Here is a 20,394-nt window from a genome sequence, read left to right on the forward strand (position 1 = left end):
GTGTAGCCGTGCAATTTAAAGACTTTTTTCAGAAAAAAAAGTATGCGACCATTCCAGGCGCCAATAGAACTACAGTGCCGCGGGTCGATGAGAACGGGGAAAACATTCCTGACGACAAGCCCAAGAGGGAAATTCCCGAAGGCTTGATGAATAAATGTCCGAAGTGTGCAACGATTCAATTTTCCAAGGAACTGGAAAAGAATCTCAAGGTGTGCAGCACATGTGGATACCATTTCAAATTAAGTGCGGTTGAGCGGATCCAGATGGTCATGGATGAGGGCCGTTTTTTTGAATATGACAGTGAAATGATTTCCGAGGACCCGCTGGAATTCCCGGATTATGTGAACAAATATCGTAAAGCAGTGGACACGACTGGCATGAACGATGCCGTTATTACCGGTGAAGGTACAATAGGTGGGTTTCCGGTTGTTGCCGCGGTGATGAGCTTCGATTTTATGGGCGGTACCCTGGGCTCGGTTGTTGGGGAAAAAGTGACATCAGCAATTGAGCTTGCGATACAGAAGAAGTATCCGATCATCATCTTCTCCACCTCGGGTGGCGCGAGGATGCAGGAGAGTATCCTCAGTCTGATGCAGATGGCCAAAACAAGTGCTGCCTTGGCACAATTGAACGAGCAGGGCGGCTTGTTTATTTCCGTGATTACGGACCCTACCTTCGGGGGCGTATCCGCTAGTTATGCTATGCTGGGCGATTATATTATTGCTGAGCCGGGTGCAGCCTTCGGATTTACCGGACGCCGTGTTATTGAACAAACCATTCGTCAAAAGCTGCCCGACAATTTCCAAACCGCGGAATTTAACTTAAGCCACGGTCAGGTGGATATGGTAGTGGTACGTAAGGATATGAAAAGCACTTTGATCCGCTTGCTGGATTTGCATGTCGTAAAGGGGGATTTGTAGAATGGCAGGTGAATTACCCTTTGAACAGCCTTTGTTGGAGCTGAAGGCTAAGATCGAGGAATTGCGTAATTTCGGATCTGAAAGGCAAATGGATTTTTCCGATGAGATTGCCCGCTTGGAGAATCGCTACGAGCAATTAGCGGCCGAGCTGTACAGCAGTATGACCACATCCCAAAAAATGCAGCTGGCCCGTCATCCGCAGCGGCCGACAACACTTGATTATATACAGCTTATTTTTACCGATTATATGGAGCTGCATGGCGACCGCTTATACGGCGATGATCTGGCTATTATTGGTGGCTTGGCGAGGCTTGGCGGCGTTCCCGTTACTGTGATCGGGCATCAAAAGGGCAAGGATACGAAGGATAATATTGCCCGCCACTTCGGCATGCCTCATCCAGATGGCTTGCGTAAAGGCTTGCGCTTGATGAAGCAGGCGAACAAATTCAAGCGACCTATCATTACCTTTATTGATACACCGGGAGCTTATCCAGGTAGTGCAGCCGAGGAACGCGGACAAGGCGAGGCTATCGCCAGAAACCTGATGGAGATGGCTTCTTTTGGCGTGCCGATTCTATGTGTGGTCATCGGTGAAGGCGGCAGCGGCGGGGCGTTGGCTCTCGGTGTCGGCAATCGCGTGTTTATGCTTGAGAATTCAATCTATTCAGTCAGCACGCCGGAAGCGGCTTCCTCGATTTTGTACAAGGATGCTACAAGATCAGGTGAAGTGGCCGAGGCAATGAAAATAACCGCCGATCATATTTTGAAATTAGGGGTTATTGATGCGATTATCCCTGAGCCACGCGGCGGTGCCCATCGCGATCTGGCGTCTTTGGCAGAGGTCATTAAAGAAACCTTAATAAATAATTTGCAGGAGTTGGCTGTTCTTTCAGAGAAAGAGCTAGTAGAAGACCGTTATAAGAAATTCAGGAAAATCGGAAGGTTTACTTACACTCAGGAGGGTAATCACAATCATGCGTAAAACGAAAATAGTATGTACCATAGGTCCGGTAAGTGAGTCACTGGAAATGTTTAAAAAGCTTATCAACGGCGGAATGAACGTATGCCGTTTGAACTTCTCGCACGGCGATTTTGAAGAGCACGGCAACCGGATCAAGAACGTTCGTCAGGCTGCTGAGGAGCTGAATAAGACCGTTGCTATTCTATTGGATACCAAAGGCCCGGAAATTCGTACAGGCAAGCTGAAGGACGATCAGAAGGTTGAGCTTGTGCAGGATCAATTTATCACGCTAACAACTGAGGAAATTATCGGAGATGCGAACCGTGTGCATATCACTTATGCCGATTTGCCAAGAGATGTCAGAGTCGGCGCAACCATCCTGATCGATGACGGTTTAATCGGTTTAGAGGTTGTAGACAAAACCTTTACTGAAATCAAATGCCGCATTGTCAATGGCGGTCTATTGGGCGGTAAAAAAGGTGTTAACGTACCAGGCGTTAAAATTAATCTTCCGGGTATTACGGAAAAAGACGCTAACGATATCATCTTTGGTATCGAGCAGGGTGTCGATTTTATCGCTGCTTCATTCGTACGTAAGGCTAGCGACGTTATCGAAATTCGTGAAATTTTGGAGCGTCACAACGCTACTCATATCCAAATCATTTCCAAAATCGAAAACCAGGAGGGTGTCGATAACCTGGATGAAATTTTGGAGGTTTCCGATGGCTTAATGGTTGCTCGTGGCGATCTTGGTGTGGAAATTCCCGCTGAAGATGTGCCTATCGTACAAAAAGCGATGATCAAGAAATGTAATCAAGCCGGTAAACCGGTTATTACAGCGACGATGATGCTGGATTCCATGCAGCGCAATCCGCGCCCAACCCGTGCGGAAGCAAGTGACGTGGCCAATGCGATTTTTGACGGAACAGATGCTGTGATGCTGTCCGGTGAAACAGCAGCCGGGAAATATCCGCTTGAGTCCGTTATGATGATGGCTCGTATTGCTGAGCGTGCAGAGAGTGCGTTGGAGCACCGTGAAATTTTTATTCGTCAAAGCAATGCACAACAAAAAACGGTAACCGAAGCGATCTCGCAAGCGGTAGCCAATTCTGCACTGGATCTGGAAGCCAAAGCGATATTGACTTCTACGGAAAGTGGCTATACTGCTCGTATGGTGTCCAAATACCGTCCGAAAGCACCGATTATTGCAGTCACTCCAATTGACCATGTACTGCGTCGCTTATCGCTGGTGTGGGGCGTTATCCCGGTTAAGGGCGAGCATTGTGAAACAACGGACGAGCTGTTCAGCCGCGCGGTTGACAGCAGCTTGGATGCAGGACTCGTTAGTCTTGGTGATCTGGTTGTTATTACGGCTGGTGTGCCAGTAGGCCGCTCTGGAACGACGAACCTGATTAAGGTTCATCAAATTGGTGATATGATTGCTAAAGGTCAAGGCATCGGAACACAAATTGCAACAGGTACAGTAGTTGCAGCCAAAAGTGCAGAAGAAGCTAATGCCAAGGCAGTTGAAGGCTGCATCCTGGTTACCGTAACAACGGATAAGGACTATATGCCTGCGATCGAAAAAGCATCCGCGATTATCACCGAAACAGGTGGAATCACCTCACATGCAGCAGTGGTTGGTATCTCGCTCAGCAAAACTGTTGTTGTTGGGGTTGAACGTGCTTTGGAGCTCATTAAAGACGGCACGGAAGTGTCGATTTATCCAGAGGTTGGTGTGATCTACTCCGGAAGCGCACGCGTTCTTTAATTAACAGGTATACCGTAATCAAAAGAGTGAACTCGATAAGCATGTCGGTTTCACTCTTTTTTTGCGACTATATAAGCAGTAGAACGTGTTCTAATGATGGATTGCAGCCGGAAGAGTGAGAAGAAAGCTAACTTGGGATGATAGAAGGCAGGAGGTATGAATGAAACTATGGAATTATCGGCATGGTTTGCATATACTTTAAGAGTACGTTACCAGGAAACGGATCAGATGGGCGTTGTTTACCATACGAATTATGTCAATTGGTTTGAAATCGGACGAACCGAGCTCATTCGTTCTATGGGCATGACGTACAAAGAGATAGAGGAAAAGGGCGTATTACTGCCCCTGATTGATTTGCAGATGCAGTTTAAGCTTCCTGCCAATTATGATGATCTGATTACGATACGAACCCGGATTGCGGAATACTCGAGCATTCGATTGCATTTTGATTCCGAGATCCGCCGTGGGGAAGAATTGCTGGTCAGCGGGTGCACCAAGCATGTATGGGTCAATCGGGCATGGAAACCGACGCGCATTGACAGGGCCCTACCCGAGTTATATGCTTTGATACATAACCAACCATGACAGTTTACAAATAATTAACATAAATCGCATCTTCTGTTGACATTGTCGAGCTACGATGAAAATAGCAGAATGAGAGTAGAAATAGCGCGAAAGCTATCGAATTTCATTTTGAAACTGGTCGAATTCTATGGAGGTTACGCAACATTATGAGAGAGATCGCGGCGCCTAGAGAAAGAGAAGCATCGTCTAATTATATTAACCGTGATTTAAGCTGGCTTGAGTTTAATTGGCGTGTATTGCAAGAAGCTCAGGATGCGGAAACGCCTTTACTGGAAAGAGCCAAGTTTCTGGCCATCGTAGCGTCCAATTTGGATGAGTTTATGAGTGTGCGGGTTGCGGGTATTAAAGATCAGATTAAAGCGGGTTACATAAAAAAAGACTTTACCGGCTATACCCCAGCGGGCTTGTTCAAACGTATTATGAAGCGGTCAGCGAAAATGGTATCCGAGCAGTATAAATCATACCGGGATGTTTCCAGACAATTGGCTAAAGAAGGTATTATATTTACGGATTATGAGGACTTGAATATCAGTCAGCGCAAAGCGATGGATATTTATTTTCATGATATTGTGTTTCCGGTGTTGACACCGATGGCTGTGGATCAGAGCCGCCCGTTTCCTTTGGTGCATACACAGGCTGTCTACCTCGCTGTTGTGTTGATGAAGGAGGGCGATGATCCGGAGGAGGAGCCGTATTTTGCGATTGTACAGGTCCCTTCCAATTTGGCCCGTTGTATTGAGGTGCCAGCAAGATCGAACAGCAAGAAGCATGAATTTGTATTGCTTGAGGATTTGATTGAACATCATATTAAGACTTTATTTTCCGGTTATACGCCGATTTCGGTGCATGGCTTCCGCTTGACACGTAATGCCGATTTAACGCTGAATGAGGAAGGCGCCGAGGACCTGCTTGAAGAGATCGAGAAGGAGCTTCGCCGTCGTCGCTGGGGCGCGCCTGTAAGACTTGAGGTACAAAAGGGCATTCATGCTTACGCGCTAACTCAATTGATGGACGAATTTGAGGTCACCGATAATTCTATTGAGATAGATGGCCCGTTAGATTTAAGCTTCTTGATGAAGCTGGTCTTTTCTCTAAAGGGTTACGATAATCTAAAATACAAACCTATCGAGCCTGTATATCCGTCGGAGCTGCTGGAAGTGGAGGACATATTCGGGAAGCTGAGGCAGCAGGATGTACTGCTCTATCATCCATATGAATCCTTTGACGCGGTAACCGATTTTGTCGTGCAGGCAGCGTATGACGCCGATGTGTTGGCTATCAAAATGACATTGTACCGGGTCAGCGGCAATTCTCCTTTGATCCAGGCATTGGCAAGAGCGGCTGAATCGGGCAAGCAGGTAACGGTCGTCGTTGAGCTTAAAGCCCGTTTTGATGAAGAACGTAATATAGCATGGGCAAGAAAGCTGGAGCAGTCCGGATGTCATGTTGTTTATGGATTGGTAGGCTTAAAAACGCATGCCAAGATCACCTTGGTTGTCCGTCAGGAGCCAGATGGCTTACGTCGTTATGTCCACGTCGGTACGGGAAATTATAATGATAGCACGGCTAAACTCTACACAGACATTGGTCTGTTTACATCTGATCCGATCATTGGTGAGGATGCGTCGGCTCTGTTCAATGAGGTTACCGGCTATTCGGCACCTCATAACTGGAAAGCATTTGGGGTTGCGCCTACGGTGATGAAGGATAGACTATTTGAGAAAATTCGCCGTGAAGCCCAGCATGCAGTCGAAGGTAGACCAGCCCGTATCATTGCCAAGCTGAATTCACTATCCAATCAGGAAATGATCGACGAGTTATATGAGGCATCCAAGGCAGGTGTCAAAATCGAGCTTATCGTTCGCGGAGTGTGTTGTTTACGGCCGGGTGTAGAGGGCTTGAGTGAAAATATTAGTGTGATTAGTATCGTGGACCGTTTTCTGGAGCATTCGCGTATTATTTATTTTGAAAACGGCGGAGAGAACGAGATGTACCTGTCCAGCGCGGATTGGATGACAAGAAACCTGACGAAACGAATTGAACTGACTTGCCCGGTATTCGATCAGGATTTACGCAAGATCCTGATGCGAATACTGGAGTTGAGCCTGGGCGATAACGTGAAGGCTCGGATGCTGCAGTCCAATGGCATGTATGCAAGAGTCATCAACGAGGCACCGCCGCTAAGAAGCCAGTTTGAAGCGATGAAAATCAAAGTCTGGAAAAAGAAATCTCACTCCTGATTAAAGGTTTGGAATGAGAATTTCATGTTCCATATTTTATGAAAATCTTTTTCTGCATTATCGACCTCTCTGTATTCGACAGAGGGGTTATATTTAATTGCGGCAGCAATATGAAGCTGTTTCCCCTCCACCGCTGTCGAGATCGAAGCGATAGCTTGTGTTTCAGAAGCATCCAAAGCGATCGCAATTTGCAGTAAAGTGCCCAGCTTGGTGATAACGTCGACATCGGTTTCATGCAAAACATCTTTGTGCTGCTGATAGGTTTGATGAACTTTGCCTTTTGTTTTGTAAGAAGCGATGCATGCGCATAACAGAATTTCCCGATGGCTCAAGCCATTAAGAGGGGAATGGGCAATCATATAAAAGGAATGCTTGGCGAATTGGTAATAATTCATCGACACGCCGATACGGTGCAGCAGAGCCGCTGTATGCAGGCATAGTCGCATTCTGCTGTCATATTGATGAATTCCCTGAAGTGCATCGTACAATAGCACAGCATGACCTGCAACCTGCTCCAGATGCTCGATTGGGGCACTTGCGTGCAGTCCGAGCAAATTCGTTGTGCTTTGCCTCAGAATGCTTGACGCTGTTGACTGTGGGGCTGGCAAATATTTTCCTTGAAAAAGCCCGTCGCGAAGACCTGCGCCGCTAATCACATAATGGCTGCACTTGGCTGCCTGAAAGATCGTATCCAAAATAAGCATGCCTGGAATAATAATATCAACACGATCCTTGGACAGTCCGTCTACCTTTTTCCGTTTGTCGGTAGACAGGGACGGCAGCCACTTCACCAACTGCTCCATTTCGACAGCTTCCATTTTATAATTATGAGTGCGAGACAAAGAATACTTTCGCTTCTTCTGGCTGATTTTACTCAGGCTGCGAATCGTACCGCCCATGCCGACAAGCGGAAGTTGAGGATGCTGCTCAATCCAGGGGTGTTCTGTAATCGCAGTAAGCACCATAAGTCGGATATTTTTGAGCTGTTCCTCGTTCAAGTTGCCATCCATAGAAAATTTCCTTGCCGTATTGACGGCTCCAAAAGGAAAGGACACGCTTTGTTCCAGCTTGCGATTTCTAAAAAGGCTGACTTCTGTACTCCCGCCCCCAATATCAACCAATATGCCATCCTCGATATCAAGAGAATTGCTCATCCCGAGAAATCCGATTGTAGCTTCATCCTCTCCGGACAATAGCTCAACCTCTATTCCGCTTTCTTGCAGCAGTTGATCGATAATTTCTTGGGAATTGGCCGCATTGCGAATAGCTGCTGTAGCTGCTGCGCGGATCTCAGTGACCTGATTGGTCTGACAGATCTGTTTAAATTGGATTAAAATATCAACGATATCCCGGATATCTGGCGTATGCAGTATTTGATCGGAGCCGATCCTTGAACTTAAGCGTGCAGACTGCTTGAACTCGCCGATAACCCGGTGAGCCTGATGGTGGTTGAGTTCGTAAATGGCAAGGCGAATCGAGTTGGAACCGATATCAATGATGCCGATTCTGCGATTGTTTCCCATGATGAGCCCCCATGACATTTTAGTATTGCAAACAAGTTTATTTTACCATCGTTTGCCCTCAGCGCAAGTTTTTTAAGAACCAGGCCCAAGCCATCCAGCGGAACATCCTGAAGGAATGCAGGCATTGGCATATAGGAGAGTGCGTTCGGGGCTGCCATACAATCAATAAGGTACAAGCTGAATACCCTGTATAAAGGAGATGATGCGAGGTGAAAGTACAGGATTTTATCAATATACTAGCCCCTATGGCTGTCTCTGAGCAGAGGCGTACCGGCATTCTGGCCAGTATTACGATTGCACAGGGCGCAATTGAATCGGGATGGGGTGCTGCAGCACCAGGGAATAACCTGTTTGGGATCAAAGGAAGCGGACAGGAATTCGTGACAACAGAATATACCAATGGTCATTTCGTCAAAATAATTGGCGGTTTCCGGACCTATGATACATGGGAAGGCTCTGTGATCGATCATAGCGAATTTTTGATAGCGAACAGCAGGTACAAGGCGTCCGGCTTTTTTGAACGCTGCAAGGAGCTTGATTATATTGGGGCTGCTGGCTGCTTGCAAAATGCGGGGTATGCGACTGATCCGAAGTATGCGGTAAAATTGATCCAAATCATTCAGGCAAACCGGCTGGACAACTATGATATTTTGGAGGTTGAGGACGATATGCCAAAGCTTGATCCAGGTGTGGCACTTACGATGATTAATACGTTTTTAAAGCCTTCATGGGCTGCTGCCGATGCACAGCTCAAGGCCGCTCAGGATAGCAATAAGGCAGCAGCTTGGAAGGAGCAAAGGGACTATTATGCATGGCTTGCGAACAGCTTGCGGGATGCATCCGGTCTGCCCAGAGAGTAGATCAGCAAGTTTACACATAACAATGCCCTCTTTCCTTGTTAGGATTGAGGGCGATTTATTGCATGCTATAGAATTAGAAGCGGTTACCCGAAATTTGCTGCTCCGCGATTTGAACCAACCGCCGAACCATATGGCCGCCGATCGCTCCCGTATCACGAGTAGCCATGTAGCCATAATAACCGTCTGCTGGAATTTGAATTCCCAGCTCTTGTGCGACCTCATATTTCAATTGTTCCAATGCCTGTGCTGCTTGCTGCACAACTAACTGATTGCTGCTTCTCGACTGACCTGTTGCCATGTTAAGCCCTCCTTTAAATTTTCAACTAAATCTATATTCCCCCATCATTTCCCTGATTATTCATACCTATCAGACATGGTAAAATCGTAACAGGGTGATGCTAATGTTTATCGCGCCAATGCTACTAAACTCCCGCGAGAAACCTTTTTCTGATCAGGCTTATTTATTTGAGCCGAAAATTGACGGACACCGATTGATACTATCAAAGAGTGGGGAAGAGACCCGTCTATTTACAGAACATCAAAATGAATGCACTTCACAGTATCCCGAGCTATGGGACGTCCCGATTGAGGGCGATGTGGTCCTTGATGGGGAGGTCTGCTATAGAGATCCGGAATCCGAACAATTTAATTTTGAGTTGGTCATGGAGCGGCTTCAAGTAACAAATAAAACTAAAATTCAGGCTTTCAGAAATCAAAGTCCAGTTAGCTACGTAGTTTGGGATATTCTTGTTCACAAAGGTCGAGATCTTCGACAGCTTTCCTTGATGAAGCGCCGTTCCATCCTGGAATCAGTTCTATTACCGAATGATTATTTTAGTGTGGTTAATCAGATTGAAGAACGCGGTGAGGACTTATATGAATCGATTGTAGAGAAGTCGATGGAAGGCATTGTGGCTAAACGGAAAAGCAGCGTCTATGTGTCGCGGCGGTCCCACGATTGGCTGGCAATCATGAATTATCAATATACGGATGTGTATGTGGCAGGTTATCGTAAAGATGAGTTTGGCTGGCTTGTCCACGTGAAGGAGAATGGGAAAATGCGACCCGCAGGCATCATTGAGCAGGGAGTGAGTCCATCTCATAAAAAAGCTTTTGATACTATCAGCAAGAAGCTGGAGAACGGTGAAGATCAAAACTTTGTTTATTTAGATCCACGTATTCAAGTTAAAGTTCAATTTAGCAGCTGGACGCGTCATGGGATGCTCAGAGCACCGAGCTTTGTGGATTTTATAGTGTGAATGGAAGCTCCGGGACAGCTGCCCGGGGCTTCTTGGTTTTTAATTTATCGAGAGATAGCATAAGTTTATTGTACCGATAATGAACTTTTATGTGTGTATTTGTTCACATTGCTTGGTAAATCATTTATAGTAGAATAGTAAGATTGATGAGAATGGCCATCCTGCGCTCAAGTTGCAATAGGATATGTGTTATGTGATATAGTTATCTATATCGTTATGTATAGGTTTTGAATTGAACGTAAAGGAGAGATTGCTTTGACTGCTACCAAAGGATTGGAAGGTATTGTCGCAACAACATCCTCAATCAGCTCCATCATTGATGGTGTCCTTACTTATCGGGGGATCGACATCGATGATTTGGCCGAGAATGCTACATTTGAAGAGGTTGCGTATTTACTCTGGTATGGTAAATTACCGAATGCTTCTGAGTTAGCGCAATTAATCGCAGATTTTAATAAGTTTGCACCCATCCCTGCTCAGGTTATCGAGCAACTGAAGCTTTATCCGAAGGAAGCCAATTCAATGGCAGCACTTCGTTCAGCGGTTTCCTGTTTGGCTTTGTACGATGAAGAAGCCAACGATATGTCACCTGAGTCGAATTTGCGTAAAGCCATCAAGCTGCAAGCGCAGATTCCGACAATCATCGCTGCTTTTGCCCGTATTCGTGAAGGTAAGGAGCCTGTTGCGCCTAAACAGAGCCAATCCATCGCGGAGAGCTTTTTGTACATGCTGATTGGTACAGAACCAGATAAAGTAGCCATTCAGGCATTGGACACGGCGTTGGTGCTTCATGCTGACCATGAATTGAACGCTTCAACTTTTGCCGCTCGTGTTACTGTTGCGACATTATCGGATATTTATTCCGGTGTAACTTCAGCAATCGGTGCATTGAAGGGGCCTCTTCATGGTGGTGCAAACGAAGCTGTAATGGCGATGCTCGAAGACATTGATTCGCTTGACAACGTAGACAGCTATGTTCATGACAAGCTGAACAACAAGCAGAAGATCATGGGCTTTGGACACCGCGTTTACAAAAATGGCGATCCACGTGCCAAGCATTTGCAAAAAATGTCTCAGGAGCTGGGCAAAATTACTGGTAACCTGAAGTGGTACGAAATGTCGATCAAGATCGAAGATATTGTCACTGGCGAGAAGGGCTTGAAGCCGAATGTTGATTTTTACTCAGCATCCGTATATACTTCCCTGGAAATTCCTCGTGACTTGTTTACACCGATCTTTGCGATCAGCCGTGCATCCGGATGGACCGCGCACATTTTGGAGCAATACGAGAATAATCGTTTGATCCGTCCGCGTGCTGAATACAATGGTCCTGTGAGCCAAAAGTATATTGCAATCGAAAATCGTTAATCTTTTGATCGACCGAATTACTGCAATCAACGGGTTGTTACTGCTGTTCTGTCCTATTCGTGTGAATCAGGACAAGCGCAGTAGCTCCCGTTCAATTTTGTGTAATTATGCACCTATTCTAAGGAGGAACTAATACCCATGGCTAAATTCGAAAAATACGCATTACCAACTGAAGGCGAAAAAATTACTATCGTTGATGGTGTTCTAAATGTACCTAACAACCCGATCATCCCTTTCATCGAAGGCGATGGCACAGGTCCTGATATTTGGGCTGCTTCCAAGCGCGTATTGGATGCTGCAGTTGAGAAAGCATATAATGGCGAGAAAAAAATCGCTTGGTATGAAGTATTTGCTGGTCAAAAAGCATTCGATAAATTTGAAAGCTGGTTGCCTAACGATACTTTAACAGCAATTCGTGAATACATAGTGGCTATTAAAGGGCCATTAACGACTCCGGTTGGCGGCGGTATCCGTTCTTTGAACGTTGCACTTCGTCAAGAATTGGATCTGTATGTATGCTCCCGTCCAGTTCGTTATTTCACAGGCGTACCGTCCCCGGTTAAACGTCCTGAGCTAGTAGATATGATCATTTTCCGTGAAAATACTGAAGATATTTATGCTGGTATCGAGTGGGAAGCCGGTTCTGCTGAAGTGAAAAAAGTGATCGATTTCTTGCAAAACGAAATGGGCGTTAAAAACATTCGCTTCCCGGAAACTTCCGGTATCGGTGTAAAACCTGTTTCCTCCGAAGGTACAGAGCGTTTGGTGCGCGGCGCTATCGAGTACGCAATCAAACACAAACGCAAAACTTTGACATTGGTACACAAAGGCAACATCATGAAATACACAGAAGGCGCGTTCAAAAACTGGGGTTATGAGCTGGCTGAAAAAGAATTTGGTGATCAAACCTTCACTTGGAATCAATACGACAGAATTAAAGCAGAAAAAGGTACGGACGCTGCTAACCAGGCACAAAAAGAAGCAGAAGCTGCTGGCAAAATCATCGTTAAAGATGCTATCGCTGACATCGCTCTTCAACAAGTATTGACTCGTCCTACTGATTTTGACGTTATCGCAACATTGAACCTGAACGGTGACTACCTGTCCGATGCTTTGGCAGCACAAGTTGGCGGAATCGGTATTGCTCCAGGAGCTAATATCAACTATGTAACTGGGCATGCTATCTTTGAAGCGACACATGGTACAGCTCCTAAATATGCTGGCTTGGACGTTGTTAACCCAGGTTCCGTTATTTTGTCCGGCGTTATGATGCTTGAGCACTTGGGCTGGTTGGAAGCAGCTGAGCTGATCTACAAAGGCATGGAAACTTCGATTCACAACAAAACCGTTACTTATGACTTCGCACGTTTGATGGAAGGCGCAACTGAAGTGAAATGCTCCGAGTTCGCTAACCAAATCATTAAACATATGGCCTAAGAGGGAACATCCCCCTAAATCCCCCTTTGTAAGGGGGACCCCAGGGGTTTCGCCCCCTGGACGACGATAGAGCATCTTTCTGCGAGTGATCTCGGGGATTGGGTGTTCTTGAGCGTCTGGGGTACATGGAACGCGACTGTCAGCAGCAAGATTCGTTACACGAAGCTTGCTGCTGACTCGCTATCATGCGGGAGTTCGTTGTGGAGAAAGTTGAGGTGTTGGGAACGCGACCGTCTGTGTTGGCTTTGCTGCGCAAAGCATCCCACAGACACGCTTCCAAGCGCCGCGGCTTCTCGAAGGTAGTTTAGCTGTGAAACACGTTCGTCAATGAGAGCTTCAGCTTTGCGAAGCATCGCATTGACGAACTTCCATTTCATGCTCCTACAGAATTGATGTGTGTGGCTTTTAGGTGCTTGGCTAGTTATAGCTTTGATCTGGATTTGCTAATGACTTTGTTACGCCTGGGGTATAATTGAGGCGAATCTTTCTACACTCAACGAGTGAAAAGGTTGATGGACTTTGTGAACTTGACTTAACTCCAAATCGTGCGATAAGGAGTTAGGGATTGTGCCTTAGAGTTTACGCGCCGCCTTTGAAACTGTGTTCCCACCGCTTCATCTAATAATAAGAACACAGTTTCAACAGCTAAGAGTTTGCGCAGCAAACTTGCTACGGAAGCATATGCTTGGAGGCACATCCCTAAAACCTGAAAGCCTACTTTTGGACGTTATGACCTTAATCACTAAATCTTTAATCTTTAACCTCGCACTCCCAAATAAACCATTTCAGGAGGCTAACTATTATGGCAATTCAACGTAAAAAAATTACCGTTGTAGGCGCAGGTTTCACAGGGGCAACAACTGCATTCTTGGCAGCACAGAAAGAACTGGGAGACGTCGTACTGCTGGACATCCCGCAATTAGAAAACCCGACAAAGGGTAAAGCTTTGGATATGCTCGAAGCTTCCCCGGTTCAAGGCTTTGACAGCAACATCGTAGGCACTTCCAACTACGACGATACAGCGAACTCCGATATCGTAATCATCACAGCAGGTATTGCTCGTAAACCAGGTATGAGCCGTGATGACCTTGTTAACACCAATGCAGGTATCGTAAGATCCGTTTGTGAAAATGTAAAAAGAACGAGTCCTAACTCCATCGTCATCATTTTGAGCAACCCGGTTGATGCTATGACATATGTAGCTTACGAGGCTTTGGGTTTCCCGAAAAACCGCGTAATCGGTCAATCCGGCGTATTGGATACAGCTCGTTACTGCACATTTATCGCACAAGAATTGAACGTATCGGTTGAAGATGTTCGCGGCTTCGTATTGGGCGGCCACGGCGACGATATGGTTCCATTGGTTCGTTACTCCAACGTAGGCGGTATTCCGATCGAGAAGCTGATTCCTGCTGATCGTATCGAAGCTATTGTACAGCGTACACGTACAGGCGGCGGTGAGATCGTGAACCTGTTGGGTAACGGCAGCGCGTACTACGCACCTGCAGCTTCCCTGGTTCAAATGGCTGAAGCGATCATCAAGGACAAAAAACGTATCATTCCTGCTATTGCCTTACTGCAAGGCGAATATGGCTATGACAACCTGTTCATGGGCGTACCTACCTTGTTGGGTGGCGATGGCATCGAGAAGATTTTCGAATTGGAGCTTCTGCCTGAAGAAAAGACAGCTCTTGATAAATCCGCAGATTCCGTTCGTAACGTAATCAAAGTGGTATCTGCTTAATTTTCATGGATGATGAATAACACTTAACACAGCAAGCTGGCTCCGATATTTAATCGGAATCAGCTTGTTTTTTTGTGCTTTAACTGGATGCAGGCTTGCGATGATGGTGAGAAATACTGCATTGACATAACAGGTAAGGTAATCTATATTTAAAATACACTAAACATATCGGATTAGTTATTTTATAATGAAATAACTGGAGATGCATCATTCCTCTATTGGAGGTGGATGTATCTCTGTTTATTTTTGGGGAAGACCGCTCTATAGGCTCGGTATTAAGAAAGGGGACTAGCTATGAATATTGAGAATCTGGAAGCTTTCGTCTATGTAATCCATTTCAACAGCTTTAATAAAGCCGCTGACGCCTTGTTTTTATCTCAACCTTCAATTTCCGCCCGAATTCAATCCCTGGAAAGGGAATTAAATGCTTTGCTTTTTGAAAGAGAAGGCAAACAATTCACCTTAACGGATAAGGGAAAGCAGTTTTTGCCATATGCCCAACAAATCTTGCAATCTTATAAAAAAGGTAAACAGCAGCTGCAGCATAAGAGCACATCACTTGATGAGTTACGGATTGGTTGCACAGTATCAGTTGCAAATTATTTGATTCCCGAGATCCTCCCTGTGCTGAAGGAGCGAATGCCGGATGTGCAAATTAAGCTGACCACCGCTCCATCTGAAGCTTTATTAGACAAGCTGCTAAGCAAGGAAATCGACTTAGGGCTTGTCCGCAATATTACTCATCCCCATATTCATTCCGTTAAATTTTTTGATGATCCTATTCGTCTTTTTGTTCGCCAAGAGCATGCCTTCGCCAGGATGGAATCCGTTACTGTTGAGGACGTTGTTAATGAACCTATGGTTTTTTTTGAATGCGGATCACTCGACTGGATGAAAATTCATAGGCTGTTCGAATCGCTGCACCTTCCGCCAAACATTGTGTATCATATCGATAATTTGGAAACGGCTAAAAAACTGGTGTTAAAAGGTGTCGGGATCAGCTTCTTGCCGGAGCTGTGTGTTCAAAAGGAAGTTCAGGAAAACCTGCTGGTACCGATAGAGCTTCCAACCTTAAACAGCCTTTCCCTTCGCACCAACCTGATCTCACTAAATGGAGAAGGCCTGCAATGGCACACCTTGTTTCAGGATACGGTCAAAGGAATCCAATTCAAGGCGCTTTGCTAACCTTTAATAGAATGTTTAAATGATTGGATAGAAAGAACCTATTGTCCTACCGGTTGACGCTGTTAATGGGCAATGATACAGTTTTAGTAAGATATTAAACCAACAAAACCTATAGGAAATATTTTGATTGAGAGGATGTTGAGGATGGGACTCAGGTTAAGTATCTTGGATCAAAGCCCGGTAGGAGAAAGGGAGACAGCAAATCAGGCGTTTCTTAATACGATTAGGCTTGCGCAAAAAGCAGAGGAGCTGGGCTATTACCGGTTCTGGGTGTCTGAGCATCATGATTCGGATAAACTGGCAGGTTCTTCGCCGGAAGTACTTATAGCTTACTTATTTGCTGTTACGAAGCAGATTCGTGTTGGATCAGGGGGCGTGATGCTGCAGCATTATAGCCCGTATAAGGTAGCAGAAAATTTTAATGTTCTGGCTGCTCTTGCTCCAGGACGTGTCGATCTTGGGATAGGCAGAGCACCTGGGGGCTTGCCGCGTTCCACTCGAGCGCTTCAGCAGAACGAATCCGGGAACAGTCCATCGTTAGGAGATAAGCTCGTATTATTAAAGCGATTGCTGGCTAATGAGCCAGATGCTGAGGATTCCTTGAATGGTGTCAGAGCAACCCCTCTACCAGAGCAGCCAGCCGACTTATACTTGCTCGGTGCCAGTGCAGAAAGTGCTGAGCTGGCGGCAAGTCTGGGTATTCCTTACGTATTCTCGCAATCGATCAATGGAGAGAAAAAAACGATAGTTGAAGCGTTCGGGCTATACCGTTCGCATTTTCAGTCAGGATACCTGAAGCAACCCCAAGCAATTCTCGCGTTATCCGTCATTATAGCTGATTCCGACGAGGAGGCAGAGCAGCTGGCCGCTGCTAATTCGAAGATTTTCAAAATTCATTTGGAAAGCGGACGCACCTTAACGGTGAAAAATAGGGAGCAGATCGAGGAATACGGACGGCAAACAACTGAGCCTTACACCATCCAGGAAACGCAGGCAAATATCATCTATGGTTCCAAAGAGACAGTGCGCCAGAAGCTGATAGCCATTCACAACGAATATCAAATCGGGGAGATTATTGTGACTGTGGCATTAAATGAGTTTGCACAACGGCTGTATGCTTATGAGCAGCTGCAGGAGGCTTTTGCACAATTAAAGGTCTAATGATTCCTATTATACGATTGCGAGGTGCTTACCATAGGAGACTTAAGAAAGTTGAAAATTGGAGCGATGCTGCACGGACCTGGTGGTCATATGGCAGCTTGGAGACATCCCGATGCTGTGGCGGACGCAAGTGTAAATTTTGATTTTTATAAGCAGCTTGTTCACAAAGCCGAGGCGGGTAAGCTGGATTTGGTTTTTGTGGCAGACGGGTTGTATATTAACGAAATCTCGCATCCGAATTTTTTGAATCGATTTGAGCCGGTTGCCGTTTTATCTGCTTTGGCAGGAGTGAGCTCACACATAGGGCTAGTCGGGACACTCTCCACCTCTTACAGCGAGCCTTACACGGTTGCCAGACAGTTCGCAACGATCGATATGATCAGCGGCGGTCGTGCGGGTTGGAATGCAGTCACTTCTCCCTTGGAGGGATCAGCTTTAAATTACAGTAAAACCGAGCATCCCTCTCATGAGCTGCGCTATCGAATCGCAGAGGAATATTTGCAGCTAACAAAGGGGCTGTGGGACTCGTGGGAGGACGATGCTTTTGTTCGCGATAAGCAATCCGGTCAATTTATAGATCCTTCCAAAATGCATCGGGTTAACCATCAGGGTGAATTTTATTCGGTGCAGGGCCCGCTCAATATAGCCAGATCCAAGCAGGGGCAGCCTTTAATCTTTCAAGCGGGATCGTCGGATGCGGGCAGAGATTTGGCTGCGAAAGAAGCCGATGCCATATTTACCGGACATGAAACGATAGAGGATGCCAAAAGCTTTTATCAGGATGTGAAAAGAAGGGCTGTCAAATTCGGACGTTCTGCCGGTGATGTACTGATATTCCCCGGTATTAGCCCGATTGTCGGGTTTACTGAGGAAGAAGCCAAAGCGAAGTATGAGCAAATTGCCAATCTTGTGGATATAAACGTCGCCTTACATTACTTGGGCCGGTTTTTTAATCATTTTGATTTTAGTCAGTTTCCGCTGGACGATCCGCTGCCGGATCTCGGGAATTTGGGGAGTGAAGGATTTAAGAGCACGAGCGATTTCATTAAAAAATTAGCAAAAGAAGAAAACCTCACCTTACGTCAATTGGCAATCCGAGTAGCTTCGCCAAGAGGCGGGTTTACAGGAACGCCCATACAAATTGCCGATACGATACAACGTTGGTTCGAGGAGGGAGCTGCGGACGGGTTTATGATCGGAAGTGCCGTTCTGCCGACTGGATTAAATGATTTTATTGATCATGTTGTTCCTATCTTACAAGAGAGAGGTTTGTTCCGAACCGAATACGAAGCGAATACGCTGCGTGGCAACCTGGGTTTGCCCTTCCCGCAAAACCGATACACCTTGGCAAAATTGAATAAAACGGAGTCTGTTGAAGCTGTAGCGGAGCATCATATAAATTGAATTATTAAATTATAAAATAGAAAAAGCCTATTAGACGGTCTGCAGCGGCGTGTGATAGAGTAGGTTAAACGAATAATTCATACTAAAACAATACGAATTATTGCATATGATTAAGGAGGAAAATGAAAGATGAAATTTGCCTTATTTAGCCTGATGATGAATATCCCAAACGCTGTAACCGGGGAAACCTTAACCTCACAGCAAAAATTTCAGAACGTGTTGAAGCAGGCAACTCTTGCCGAAAAGCTTGGCTATGATGCTTATGGTGTGGGTGAACGGCATGGCGCACCGTTCCTGTCCTCCTCACCGCCGTTGGTATTGACCGCTATCGCAGCCAATACGTCCAAGATTCGGCTGCTTACGACGGTAACGGTGCTAAGCGTACTCGATCCTGTAAGGGTGGCCGAGGACTATGCAACACTGGATCATCTCTCTGGAGGACGTTTCGAGATGATTATCGGCAAAGGGAACGACCCGCGGCACTATCCGCTTTTTGGCATTACCGAGGAAGAGCAGTGGGAGTCTCTTGCCGAACGGTATGCGCTGCTCAAGCAGTTATGGAATGAGGAGAATGTCAGTTGGCAAGGACGCTATCGCTCTCCGCTGAACCAAGTCACTACACAGCCGAGACCGTTTCAGAAGTCGATTCCGGTGTGGCATGGCAGCGCATCAAGTCCACTGTCCACTGAGTTGGCAGCCAAATACGGAGAGCCGATTTTCTCATCCAACGGCTTTCATCCGCAGGCTAAATATAAAGCGCTGATCGACAACTACCGCGAACGCTGGGCCTACTACGGGCGAGATCCCAAAGACGCAGTTGTGGGGGCAGGTGGAGGGAGTTTGTATCTGGCGAATACCAACGAAGAAGCGATCAAAAGCTTCCGCCCTTATTACGATGCTTTTCACAATACGGCATCGGCTAAGCACAATCAATCGCCCTTCAAGGATCTTGAGGATAATATTCAGAATGGACCTACTCTCGTGGGCAGCGCTGATCGTGTAATCGAAAAGATCCTAAATTACCACGAGGCTTACGGTCATCAAGTGCTCAGCATCAGTGTGGACGGCTTGACTGAAGCCGAGCAGCTTGAGCAGGTAGAACGGTTTGCCGCTGATGTCATGCCGGTTCTGAGACGCGAAATTCCAAGTACGGTTTGGGATAACAAACCGTTGACTCTGCAACCAGTTGCTCATTAAGGATAGAATTGAAACCAAGAAGAGGCTGCCGGACAACCGGAGACTTTTAGGTGCTGCAGCAGCAGCGTTCTGAAAGTCTTTTGTTTGCTTTCATTAGGCTGTGGATGCCGAAGTTCCCGATTTACAATCGGTATTTGTTATTAATGAATAGAAGAACTCTATTGGACGGTCGGAAACAGTCATGGTATGTTAAATATTAACTTAATACCAACTAAAACAATGTGATAAGTAGTAATTATGAGGCAATCATTATACAAACAATTGTTGGGAGGGACCCGAATGAGTTTAGAACAAATACCAGCATACCTCGACACGCATCGTTCATTGGTTCAAGCGATTGATGGACTTAGTCAGGAGCAAGTGAGATGGAAAGCGGCACCGGAATCATGGAGCGTAACAGAGGTCATTAATCATTTGACGGACCATAATATCGTCGTTTCGTTTCGTATTCGTGATATTCTCGCGGATACTACAGCTCAACTGCCCGCTTTTAATCAAGACGCCTGGGTTAGCGGACAGAAAGCGAACGAAAGTGATATCAGTGAAATCTTGGAAGCGTTCCGGGCTCTGCTTCAATATAACAGCTTGCTGTTCGGTCGATTGACCGAGAAGGATTGGGAGAAAACAGGCATCAATTTCAAGGGTGAAACCGTACGCATCACCGATATCGTAGCCGGATTTATCAAACACGTGCATTACCATATCGGTCAGATAGATCGGATTAAGCAGGCATCGGCGGCTGTCAATCATGCAGGGGCTGTACATTTGTAGAATATGTT

17 protein-coding genes are annotated in these 20,394 nt (G+C 46.0%); 15 read left to right on the forward strand and 2 right to left on the reverse strand.

The window, feature by feature from the left end; translation table 11 throughout:
- Positions 1 to 8 precede the first annotated feature (8 nt).
- From accD to ppk1, 5 genes are all read left to right on the forward strand, one after another.
- Entirely contained in the window at positions 9 to 920 is a 912-nt protein-coding gene (accD, locus tag BK127_RS19535; RefSeq protein ID WP_076233176.1) for an acetyl-CoA carboxylase, carboxyltransferase subunit beta, read from the forward strand.
- A gap of 1 nt (position 921) precedes the next feature.
- Positions 922 to 1,902, forward strand: coding sequence for an acetyl-CoA carboxylase carboxyl transferase subunit alpha (gene accA / locus BK127_RS19540; RefSeq protein WP_076233177.1), 981 nt, complete (start codon positions 922 to 924; stop codon positions 1,900 to 1,902).
- Positions 1,895 to 3,652 (forward strand): pyruvate kinase, encoded by a 1,758-nt coding sequence (pyk, locus tag BK127_RS19545; protein WP_076233178.1) that lies wholly within the window; start codon positions 1,895 to 1,897, stop codon positions 3,650 to 3,652. The genes accA and pyk overlap by 8 nt, the downstream gene beginning before the upstream one ends.
- A 156-nt stretch (positions 3,653 to 3,808) precedes the next feature.
- Complete coding sequence (locus tag BK127_RS19550; protein WP_076233179.1) at positions 3,809 to 4,237, forward strand: acyl-CoA thioesterase; 429 nt, start codon at positions 3,809 to 3,811, stop codon at positions 4,235 to 4,237.
- Between the two features lie 146 nt (positions 4,238 to 4,383).
- Entirely contained in the window at positions 4,384 to 6,477 is a 2,094-nt protein-coding gene (gene ppk1, locus BK127_RS19555) for a polyphosphate kinase 1 (RefSeq protein WP_076233180.1), read from the forward strand.
- Here ppk1 and BK127_RS19560 read toward each other — a convergent pair.
- Positions 6,468 to 8,000 (reverse strand): Ppx/GppA phosphatase family protein, encoded by a 1,533-nt coding sequence (locus BK127_RS19560; protein WP_076233181.1) that lies wholly within the window; start codon positions 7,998 to 8,000, stop codon positions 6,468 to 6,470. The genes ppk1 and BK127_RS19560 overlap by 10 nt on opposite strands.
- A 209-nt stretch (positions 8,001 to 8,209) precedes the next feature.
- Between BK127_RS19560 and BK127_RS19565 the strand changes: the two genes are divergently transcribed.
- Complete coding sequence (locus BK127_RS19565) at positions 8,210 to 8,860, forward strand: glycoside hydrolase family 73 protein (protein WP_076233182.1); 651 nt, start codon at positions 8,210 to 8,212, stop codon at positions 8,858 to 8,860.
- A 73-nt stretch (positions 8,861 to 8,933) separates the two neighbouring features.
- Here BK127_RS19565 and BK127_RS19570 read toward each other — a convergent pair whose 3' ends face one another.
- Positions 8,934 to 9,158, reverse strand: coding sequence for an alpha/beta-type small acid-soluble spore protein (locus BK127_RS19570; protein WP_076233183.1), 225 nt, complete (start codon positions 9,156 to 9,158; stop codon positions 8,934 to 8,936).
- A 118-nt stretch (positions 9,159 to 9,276) separates the two neighbouring features.
- Between BK127_RS19570 and BK127_RS19575 the strand changes: the two genes are divergently transcribed.
- The 9 genes from BK127_RS19575 to BK127_RS19620 all read left to right on the forward strand — a co-directional run bounded on the left by BK127_RS19575 (position 9,277) and on the right by BK127_RS19620 (position 20,386).
- Entirely contained in the window at positions 9,277 to 10,119 is an 843-nt protein-coding gene (locus tag BK127_RS19575) for an ATP-dependent DNA ligase (protein WP_256711376.1), read from the forward strand.
- A gap of 255 nt (positions 10,120 to 10,374) precedes the next feature.
- Complete coding sequence (citZ, locus tag BK127_RS19580) at positions 10,375 to 11,487, forward strand: citrate synthase (RefSeq protein WP_076233185.1); 1,113 nt, start codon at positions 10,375 to 10,377, stop codon at positions 11,485 to 11,487.
- Positions 11,488 to 11,625: 138 nt separating this feature from the next.
- On the forward strand, positions 11,626 to 12,924 hold the full coding sequence (gene icd, locus BK127_RS19585; protein WP_076233186.1) for an NADP-dependent isocitrate dehydrogenase: 1,299 nt from the start codon (positions 11,626 to 11,628) through the stop codon (positions 12,922 to 12,924).
- An 802-nt stretch (positions 12,925 to 13,726) separates the two neighbouring features.
- Positions 13,727 to 14,668: a malate dehydrogenase gene (gene mdh / locus BK127_RS19595; protein WP_076233188.1), complete on the forward strand. Its 942-nt coding sequence runs from the start codon at positions 13,727 to 13,729 to the stop codon at positions 14,666 to 14,668.
- A gap of 294 nt (positions 14,669 to 14,962) precedes the next feature.
- Entirely contained in the window at positions 14,963 to 15,853 is an 891-nt protein-coding gene (locus tag BK127_RS19600; protein WP_076233189.1) for a LysR family transcriptional regulator, read from the forward strand.
- Between the two features lie 165 nt (positions 15,854 to 16,018).
- Positions 16,019 to 17,014 (forward strand): LLM class flavin-dependent oxidoreductase, encoded by a 996-nt coding sequence (locus tag BK127_RS19605; RefSeq protein WP_305954311.1) that lies wholly within the window; start codon positions 16,019 to 16,021, stop codon positions 17,012 to 17,014.
- Positions 17,015 to 17,047: 33 nt separating this feature from the next.
- Complete coding sequence (locus tag BK127_RS19610; protein ID WP_144026505.1) at positions 17,048 to 18,418, forward strand: LLM class flavin-dependent oxidoreductase; 1,371 nt, start codon at positions 17,048 to 17,050, stop codon at positions 18,416 to 18,418.
- Positions 18,419 to 18,547: 129 nt separating this feature from the next.
- A complete protein-coding gene (locus BK127_RS19615; protein ID WP_076233191.1) occupies positions 18,548 to 19,615 on the forward strand; it encodes an LLM class flavin-dependent oxidoreductase in 1,068 nt (355 codons plus the stop codon).
- Positions 19,616 to 19,894: 279 nt separating this feature from the next.
- A complete protein-coding gene (locus tag BK127_RS19620; protein ID WP_076233192.1) occupies positions 19,895 to 20,386 on the forward strand; it encodes a DinB family protein in 492 nt (163 codons plus the stop codon).
- The last annotated feature ends 8 nt before the right edge of the window (positions 20,387 to 20,394 follow it).

The organism is Paenibacillus sp. FSL H7-0331 (assembly GCF_001956045.1).

What these genes read in the sequence shown, in the direction of transcription:
- BK127_RS19560 (WP_076233181.1), bottom strand. Translation starts at nt 8,000, where the DNA reads ATGGGAAACAATCGCAGAATCGGCATCATTGATATCGGTTCCAACTCG.
- BK127_RS19575 (WP_256711376.1), top strand. Translation starts at nt 9,277, where the DNA reads ATGCTACTAAACTCCCGCGAGAAACCTTTTTCTGATCAGGCTTATTTA.
- BK127_RS19615 (WP_076233191.1), top strand. Translation starts at nt 18,548, where the DNA reads ATGAAATTTGCCTTATTTAGCCTGATGATGAATATCCCAAACGCTGTA.
- ppk1 (WP_076233180.1), top strand. Translation starts at nt 4,384, where the DNA reads ATGAGAGAGATCGCGGCGCCTAGAGAAAGAGAAGCATCGTCTAATTAT.
- BK127_RS19600 (WP_076233189.1), top strand. Translation starts at nt 14,963, where the DNA reads ATGAATATTGAGAATCTGGAAGCTTTCGTCTATGTAATCCATTTCAAC.
- BK127_RS19570 (WP_076233183.1), bottom strand. Translation starts at nt 9,158, where the DNA reads ATGGCAACAGGTCAGTCGAGAAGCAGCAATCAGTTAGTTGTGCAGCAA.
- pyk (WP_076233178.1), top strand. Translation starts at nt 1,895, where the DNA reads ATGCGTAAAACGAAAATAGTATGTACCATAGGTCCGGTAAGTGAGTCA.
- accA (WP_076233177.1), top strand. Translation starts at nt 922, where the DNA reads ATGGCAGGTGAATTACCCTTTGAACAGCCTTTGTTGGAGCTGAAGGCT.
- BK127_RS19550 (WP_076233179.1), top strand. Translation starts at nt 3,809, where the DNA reads ATGAATGAAACTATGGAATTATCGGCATGGTTTGCATATACTTTAAGA.
- icd (WP_076233186.1), top strand. Translation starts at nt 11,626, where the DNA reads ATGGCTAAATTCGAAAAATACGCATTACCAACTGAAGGCGAAAAAATT.
- mdh (WP_076233188.1), top strand. Translation starts at nt 13,727, where the DNA reads ATGGCAATTCAACGTAAAAAAATTACCGTTGTAGGCGCAGGTTTCACA.
- BK127_RS19620 (WP_076233192.1), top strand. Translation starts at nt 19,895, where the DNA reads ATGAGTTTAGAACAAATACCAGCATACCTCGACACGCATCGTTCATTG.